This is a genomic window from Brevibacterium sp. AGC70, from assembly GCF_057334195.1.
The window spans coordinates 53,537-61,769 of the sequence record NZ_JBHFIH010000014.1; the positions used below are offsets into that span (position 1 = coordinate 53,537).

The 8,233-nt window shown below is 62.0% G+C and carries 6 protein-coding genes and 1 tRNA gene; all 7 read right to left on the reverse strand.

The window, feature by feature from the left end; genetic code table 11:
• On the reverse strand, positions 1–1,003 hold a 1,003-nt coding region (locus ACE03M_RS10400), incomplete at its 3' end, for an MFS transporter (protein ID WP_485933898.1).
• A gap of 45 nt (positions 1,004–1,048) precedes the next feature.
• A complete protein-coding gene (locus ACE03M_RS10405; RefSeq protein WP_485933899.1) occupies positions 1,049–3,598 on the reverse strand; it encodes an FtsX-like permease family protein in 2,550 nt (849 codons plus the stop codon).
• Complete coding sequence (locus tag ACE03M_RS10410; RefSeq protein ID WP_186293134.1) at positions 3,595–4,350, reverse strand: ABC transporter ATP-binding protein; 756 nt, start codon at positions 4,348–4,350, stop codon at positions 3,595–3,597. The genes ACE03M_RS10405 and ACE03M_RS10410 overlap by 4 nt, the downstream gene beginning before the upstream one ends.
• A gap of 94 nt (positions 4,351–4,444) precedes the next feature.
• Positions 4,445–4,520 (reverse strand) — tRNA-Arg (locus tag ACE03M_RS10415).
• Positions 4,521–4,607: 87 nt separating this feature from the next.
• Positions 4,608–5,645 (reverse strand): M15 family metallopeptidase, encoded by a 1,038-nt coding sequence (locus ACE03M_RS10420; protein WP_143923319.1) that lies wholly within the window; start codon positions 5,643–5,645, stop codon positions 4,608–4,610.
• A 277-nt stretch (positions 5,646–5,922) separates the two neighbouring features.
• Positions 5,923–6,978, reverse strand: coding sequence for a hemolysin family protein (locus ACE03M_RS10425; protein ID WP_485933900.1), 1,056 nt, complete (start codon positions 6,976–6,978; stop codon positions 5,923–5,925).
• On the reverse strand, positions 6,978–8,233 hold a 1,256-nt coding region (locus tag ACE03M_RS10430), incomplete at its 5' end, for a hemolysin family protein (RefSeq protein ID WP_485933901.1). The genes ACE03M_RS10425 and ACE03M_RS10430, both read right to left, overlap by 1 nt.

The window sequence follows — 8,233 nt, forward strand, 5'->3', positions numbered from 1 at the left end:
GTGCCGCCGAGGCCTCGGCGCTGCGCGAGCGCAGGGTGATCAGGGTCAGAGCCAGCGGGAAGGTCGAGATTCCGATGCCCAACAGGACCGTCCACAGCACCGGTGCTGCCTGAGGCATGAGCCACAGGCCGAGGTAACCGACAGCCAGACAGGCGCAGAAGGCCGCGACTATCGGCGACGCTGTGTGCATCTTCTGCGCGAGAAGCGGCAGGACGAACCCGAGGACGAGGGGAATGGCGGTCACGAGAGCGAGCATGGCTCCTGCGAATGCCGGGTCGAAGCCCGCTCGTGTCAGCAGGGAAGGCAGCCAGGTGAACAGGATGAAATTGTTGAATGAGGTCAGTCCGGTCATCGTCATCAGTGCCCAGGCTCGGCGGGTCTTCACCAGTCGCAGCAGTTCGCTTCCGCCGACGACCGTGGCCGAGACCTGCGACCGGGGTGCAGGTCTGAGCACAGCGATCACTGCCCAGACGGCGATCCCCAGCGCCGCGGAGACAGCCCACACGAGCAGGGAACCGCGCCATTCGAACTGCGATGCCAGCGGCACCGCCACGAGTGGCGGGATGAAAGTCCCCAACTGCAGCAGACCCACGTGCACTGTCGACATCAGTGCGACACGGTCCGGGAAGTAGGACTTCACGATCGGTGGCACGACGACGTTGCCGATGCCCATGCCCAGCAGCGCGAGAACGCTGAGTGCCAAGAAGAGTGCGGGAGAGTCGACGATCGCGCGCAGGCCCAAGCCAGCCGTGATCATGATCATCACTGCCAGTGAGATCGTCAGTCCGGAGAAGCGGTTGTACAGCCGTGGCGTGATGAAGCCGCTGATTCCGTAGAGCAGCGGCGGCAGCATCCCGATGATTGCAAGGAACACCGCGCTGAGATGGATCTCGGTGCCCATCGCATCCAGCAGCGGCGACAGGCCGGTCACGCCCGGGCGAAGGTTGAATGCTGCGACAACGATTCCGATGACGATCAGACCGGATGCCCACGCAGATTTCATGCTTGCATTTCTATCATCCTGTTCACCGCACCAGCGTCGGCGGGGTCAGTTCTCTTGTTTGAGTCCCTCGACCGGTGACAGCCGCGCGGCCCGTCTGGCCGGTGCCAGAGCGGAGAGCAGCCCCGCAAGGATAGCCACCAGCAGGATGCCCAAAGAGGAGGGAAGAGACCAGTCAACGATGAGCCGATTGGAATAGTCGTGCGTGACCAGATGGGTACCGACAATGCCGAGCGCACCGCCGAGGAGGAGCCCGATGAGCGCCGCAACTGAGGATATGAGGGTGGCTTCGAGAGCGAGCAGTGATCGCAGCTGGGAGATGCTCAGACCCAGGGCCCGGAGCAGGGAATTCTCCCGCCGACGTTCGATCACCGACAGGCTCACCGTGTTCGAGACACCGAGCAGGGCGATGAGGACCGCAACGAATAGGAGCGCCACAGCAGCGATGAGAAGCACGTCGATGAACTCGGAGTATTGGCCACGAGCCACTGCTGAACCGGCTACCTCGTCGCTGGTGACATCGAGTGCTTCGGCCACGTCCTGCTGGATCCGAAAGACGTCTGAGACCGAAGCTTTCGGGTCGACCCTGACCAGAACGGACGTGGAGGTTGCGGACACGCCCAGGTCGTTGCCGACATCTGGGGTGGTGAAGTACACCAGACTCGAGTCACCGGCCTTCTCAACCGGAACCGTCGCCTCGGTGAGACCCTTGATGCGGATGCTGTCGGGAGCGAAGTCCTTGGGGACGAGCACTTTCCCGGCGACCGGGGCCTCGGCGCCCTCGCTGATGACCGTCTGCGCCGATTCGGGATCGATGACATAGAGCTCAGGGGGTGAGTCGCCGTGATCGCCGATCACCTGTGCCCGATGAGCGACGACGACGGCTTCCACGCCCGCGATGTCACGCACGCCATCGGCTTCGTCGCGGTCGACGGTGGTTTCGAGCGGGACAGCGATGTCGATGGGATAGCGCTGGTCGAGGCCGAAACCCATCGTGGCCTTCGTTGACATTCCGCCGACCAGAATCGTCGACACAAGGGTGACGCCGATGATGAGTGCGGTTGCGGTCGCTGCTGTTCGCCGGCGGTTGCGCAAGGTGTTCAGGGTGGCCAGTCGACCCGGGATGCCGAAGGGGCTGAAGGCCAGGTCACCGATGGCCACGACAATAGGGGGAATGATCATCACGGAGCACAGCACAAGGCCGAAGACGAGAAGAGCTCCCCCAAGTGCGCCGCCCAGGATCCATGCCTGCGACTGTTCAATCAGATAGATCGAGGCGAGGAGGAGCGCGACTCCGAGGCCGATGCTCGACCACCCGACGATGTGTCGCAGCCTGCTTTGGCGCGAAGGAGACAGCGCCTCGTCGAAGGGCTGCAGCGCCTCCAGCGGTGTCACCGCGATGGCGCTGCGGGCCGGTCGGATGGTGGCGAGCACCGTGAGAAGCACCCCGACGGCAACGCCGATCAACAATGCCGATGGGGGCACACTGAGGCTCAGATAGTCGAACTCCTTGGGCCAGATCTGCTTCGCTCCGGCAGCGAGGCAGAAGCTGAAGCCTGCCCCTGCAGCCACACCGATGATCGACCCGAGCAGCCCCACGACCGTACCCTCCGTGACCACAGACCCGTAGAGCTGAAGACGTGAGGCTCCCAGGCAGCGCAGCAGTGCCAGTTCGCGTCTGCGCCCGGCCACGATGACAGAGAACGTGTTGGACACCACCAGTATCGCCACGATGACTGAGACGCCGGCGAAGGCCAGGAGCAGCCAGGTGATGACCTCGTTGCCGCCGGAAAGCCGTTCGGCTTTGACGTCGATGGCGTCGGAGACGGTCATCGCCTCCAGGCTCCCCTGCCGTGCAGAGTCGTCGATCGTCGCCTGCAGACGCGGGAGGACCGCGGCCGGATCCGCACCCGCGTCGAGCGCGATCTGGAGCGCAATGACGTCGCCCTGTTGGGCGAAGTACTCCTGATAGCTCGCCGAGGTTGTCATTCCCCGGTGCATGCCTGCAGTCGCGGGACCGCTGCCCATGGAGGCCAGACCGACCACGGTGAACGTCGTGTTGCTCTGGCGAGGTCCCCGGTAGACGGGCATCGAATCTTCATCAGGCCCGACGGACACCGCGTCAACGGAGAAGCGGATCTCCTCGCCGATGCCCACACCCAGATCTGTCGCAGTGGCCTCATCCAGGACCAGGTCGGTATTCGAATCGGGCCGTGTGCCTTCGGTGATGGAGAACGTATCCAGGCTCGTATCGGCGGGTGCAGGATTCAGAGCGAACGTGCTCTCAGAGAAGGACTGACCTCGACCTGTCGTCGTCGTGCGAGCACTGACGGCCGCACCGCTGACCCCGTCGACCCGTTCCAGAGGCTTCACCAGAGGAGAGACTTCCTGCCCATTGACGAAGACGTCCTGGCCCGGAACGATGACGAGATCCGATTCGGAGAATGTGTGCCCGACCGATTCCTGCAGGCTCGTCTGCAGGAATGAGCTGATGATCAGGGTCGAGGCGACGAATCCAGCCGCCAGCGCGATGCCGAGACCCACTGCGAGGAATCGCGCCCAGTGGATTCGGATCTCCGCCAGAGCGACTGCGATCACAGATCGCTCAGTTCACCCAGCGCGGAGACCACGGATTCCCTGCTCGGCTGCTGCACTTCTCCCCCGGCCCGTCCGTCCTTGAGCAGCACGACGCGATCGGCGTGGGAGGCGGCTACGGGGTCGTGGGTGACCAAGATGATCGTCTGCCCGTAGCGGGTGGTTGCACCATGGAGCAGGGCCAGCACCTCTGCTCCTGCCTGGGAGTCGAGGTTGCCTGTGGGCTCATCGGCGAAGATCACGTCCGGGCGAGTCAGAAGGGCTCGAGCCACAGCAACGCGCTGCTGCTGGCCACCGGAGAGTTCGTGCGGTCGGTGTCTGAGCCGGTCCCCCAGCTCAAGACGCTCAACGACTTCTGCTTTCCACTCCGGATCGATCTTCTTGCGAGCCAGCGACACCGGCAGCTCGATGTTCTGTTCAGCGGTCAGTGTGGGAACAAGATTGAATGCTTGGAAGATGAATCCGACCCGGTCTCGCCGCAGTTGGGTCAGTTCTTTGTCATTGAGACCGGTAATCTCCTGGCCGCCCATCGTGATGGTTCCGGAATCCACTCTGTCGAGTCCGGCGAGGACGTGCATGAACGTGGACTTTCCTGAGCCCGAGGGTCCCATGATCGCGCTGAACCTGCCGGCTTCGAAGTTCACCGTGATGTCATCGAGGGCTGTCACAGCGGTGTCGCCGCGACCGAAGCTCTTACGCACCGATTGTGCGCTGAGCACGACATCGGCGTTCGTCACATCCGCAGGAGTCGACATCAGGGCCTTCATCAGCTGGTTGAGGTTGCTTAGGAACCACCATAATCGGTGGTAGCAGAAACCGCCCACCTCAGCTGATGAGGAGGACGGTGTGTGGTGCCCGCGACAGGATTCGAACCTACGACCTTCTGCTCCGGAGGCAGACGCTCTATCCACTGAGCTACGCGGGCAACGGGTGCAATGCTATCACCGACTTGTGGTGCTTCCCAAAACGGATCCGCGTGCAATCGAGTCTCGATTGCACGCGGATATCGGCATCAGGCGCCCTTGAGGTCCTTGCGGCCTGGAACATATTCCCAGTGCCAGAGTTCATAGGCGTTGCGCTTTGCCCAGTCGGGGTTCTCCCAACCGTACTTCTCACCGTTGGCGACGAGCCAGTCATACTGCACGCCGGTTCCGTTCTGAGTTCCCGCACCGAGATCCAGCGCGATTCCCCAGCCGTGGTTGGACGTGCCGGGGCGAGCAGCGAATCCGGGCTTGCGTTCCGCGACGGAGATCTGAGATTCCAGCGACCGATACGAGTCGGTGACTGCCAGTTCCTTTCCCGTGTCCTTCTTGAACGCAGCGTTCATCTTGGCAAAGGACACCGCAGCGTCCGAACGCAGCTGGTGGTTTCCGACGCCGATATCGCACAGCCACTCTTCGGGGACCTCACCGTTCGACGCCTCGCCCTTCGGAGCCTCGCCTTCGCATCCGGGAAGCACTGTTTTGGTGATGGCACGCGAAGCGGCCTCGACCTTGGTCTGTTTGGCGCTCGGGGCGCCGATGGCCATGCTCGTCTTCTCGTCGTCTGCCTTGATATCGGCGGAGACGGATTCAGAATTGATGGCGCGAGTCTGGCTATCGGCGGCAGTCTCGTCGACCTTGACTTCCTGATTGCCGCTCATGTTGCCTGCAACCATGACGGCGGCGATCGCGGTTCCTGTGACAGAGACAGTGGCCAAAGCCGAGAAGGTCGTCACACGACGTCGACGCACCGAACGCAGCAGTGAACCGTCAGATCCGCGGCTGCCCATGCGAGCGGCCACGAAGGCCGAACCGCCATGGTCGGGATGGGCCGAAGCTTCCTTGGCCATCGCGGCCCGACGTGGAGATCCAGCGGCGGCCCTGGCTTCTGCAGCCATCGCGGCACGACGCGGCGAAAGGGGTGCGGATGGAGTCGGGTCCGAATGCTGCGACACCGATGTCGCGGACTGCTTGGAAAAGACAGATGGCACAGGTGAAGCTGTGTGCTGCTTGCGCAGATCGCGACGGCGAACCAGTGGCATCTCTGCGGTCGAGGACTCACTCGACATATTACTCCGTACTGTTGTCCGTATTTCGGCCGCCGTGTATCCGGGCGAACGAAAACCTTATGTCACAACACTATAACGAGGTCGTTACAGATTGTCACTTTCCGTTCATATGTGGCGTGTGACCTGGTGTTTAGCACGTCTCAACCCCCACCAGAGCGTCACAGATCGGGTTTTTGCGGGCTCCGGCGGGGGCCTTTAGTAACATATTGTTACAAAAGAACAGGCATTTGGATGACGTGTGTCACACATTCATCACCGTACCTGAGTGATGTCATGCTCAGTATTCGTGTCGGCCCCGCTGCATGGCGTCCTGGACTTCCCCGACGAGTTCTTCCAAGACGTCTTCGAGGAAGAGCAGTCCCAGCACGTTTCCGTCTGCAGACACGACCCTGGCAACGTGAATGCCGACCTTCTGCATCTGGGAGAGGGCCTCTTCGACTTCGTCACCCGCAGTCACCGTGAACAGGGGGCGGAATCTCTTCGTCGGAACCGGTGCACCGTATTCGAGCGTGCTGTCGGCATAGAGGACGTCTTTGATATGGAGATAGTCCTGCGGATATCCGTCTTCGTCGGTGACGAAATAGCGCGAGAACCCGGTCTTTCCGACCAGGGTGACGAGCTCATCAGGAGTCACACTGGAGGAGATGGTGATCAGTTCGGACATCGGGACCATGATGTCGGCGGCTGTTTTGTCGCTGAACTCCAGTGCACCCTTGAGAAGCCCGGTGTCGTCGGTGAGCAGACCTTCGCGTTTGGACTCGGCGACGATCGACTCAACCTGCTCGATCGTGAACGCCTCGTTGACCTCGTCGCGTGCTTCGATCTTGAACAGGTGCAGGATCGAGTTGGCCAGACCGTTGAGCGGTTTGATGACGAAGCCGAAGACGCGGGAGAGGAAGACGAGCGGGGGCGCCAGCAGCATCACGGCGCGAGCCGAGGCTGCCAGAGCTATGTTCTTCGGCACCATCTCGCCGATCACGACATGCAGATATGTGACGACGCCCAGAGACAGAATGAAAGAGATCGTCGAGGACAACCCGGCCGGAATGCCCAGTCCTTCCAGCGGCCCTGACAGGAGATGGTGGATGGCCGGCTCTGCCACATTGCCCAACAGCAGAGAGCACACGGTGATTCCGAGTTGGCAGATCGCCAACATCACCGAGACATGCTCCATCGCGTAGAGAGCGGTCTTCGCCGCGGATGACCCCTCCTGAGCCCGGGGCTCGAGCTGTGATCGTTTGGCCGCGACCACCGCGAATTCGGCTGCGACGAAGAAGGCGTTGCCCAGAAGCAGTACGACGAGCCAGATAAGGCCGAACCAGTCAGCGCTCATCAGAATTCACCACCCTGTTCATAGCCGGCTGCGTCGGTCGCACGAAGGAGAATGCGCAATCTCTCGACCCGGCGACCATGCATCCGTTCGACACGGATCAGCGCGTCATCAGTTCGGATCTGGTCCCCTGGTTCTGGGATCCTCCCCAGTTCTTTGAGGACGAAGCCCGCCAGAGTCTCATAATCGGAATCTTCCGGTATCTCGAGTCCGATCGTCGACGAAACTTCGTCGGGACGAAGCTGTCCCGGAACGATCCATGTGCCATCCCGAGCCGGCCGCGCCGCCACACGCATCCGATCATGCTCATCGGCGACCTCACCGACGAGTTCTTCGACGACATCCTCGAGCGTCACGACACCGGCGGTGCCGCCGAATTCGTCGACGACGACGGCCAGCTGCAGGCCCTTGGCGCGAAGCTCCATGAGGAGCGGATCGAGCCGGAGAGTTTCAGGAATCTCTGTCACCTCGGTCATCAGTCCTCCGGCGTATGCATCGTCACGATTGGGCAGCGGAACCGCAAATGCCTGTTTGACATGGACGACGCCGACGATGTGATCCTTATCTTCGCCGGCGACCGGGAAGCGAGAGAACCCTGTCTCTCGGGCCTGTTCGATGATCGCTCGCGCGGTCGTATCCTTGAACACCGATGACATGCGTGTGCGCGGAGTCATCACGTCCTCTGCGGTGCGCTCGGAGAAACTCAGAGTCCGTTCGAGGAGGTCGGCGGTCTGCTCATCGAGCATTCCCTCTTCAGCGGAGTGACGCACCAGAGATGTCAGCTCTTCGGGCGACCGACCGACCGAGCCCTCTTCCTGAGGCTCGATGCCGAAGGACAGAAGAATCTTGTTCGCGGTGCCGTTGAGCACGCTGATCACGGGCTTGAAGACGAGGGAGAAGGCATACTGCATCGGCGCGGCAATGCGGCCGGTTGCCAACGGCACTGCGATCGCCAGATTCTTGGGCACCAGTTCGCCGAAGATCATCGACAGGAACGTGGACACGATGAGAGCGATCGCCAGGGCGATCGGGGCTGCCAGACCCGGACTCGCGCCCAACGATTCGAAGACTGGAGCCAAGAGCTTGCCCAGGGATGGTTCCATCAGATAACCAGTCAGCAGGGTCGTGATGGTGATGCCCACCTGGGCCGCGGACAGCTGCGTGGACAGGTGGGTCATCGAACGACGGAGAGTCTTGGCCCCGAACATACCGTCGTCCCCCCCTTTGTCCGCGGTGTGACGATCGAGCGTGAGAAGGG

What these genes read in the sequence shown, in the direction of transcription:
- ACE03M_RS10410 (WP_186293134.1), bottom strand. Translation starts at nt 4,350, where the DNA reads ATGTCGACTCCTGCGGATGTGACGAACGCCGATGTCGTGCTCAGCGCA.
- ACE03M_RS10425 (WP_485933900.1), bottom strand. Translation starts at nt 6,978, where the DNA reads ATGAGCGCTGACTGGTTCGGCCTTATCTGGCTCGTCGTACTGCTTCTG.
- ACE03M_RS10420 (WP_143923319.1), bottom strand. Translation starts at nt 5,645, where the DNA reads ATGTCGAGTGAGTCCTCGACCGCAGAGATGCCACTGGTTCGCCGTCGC.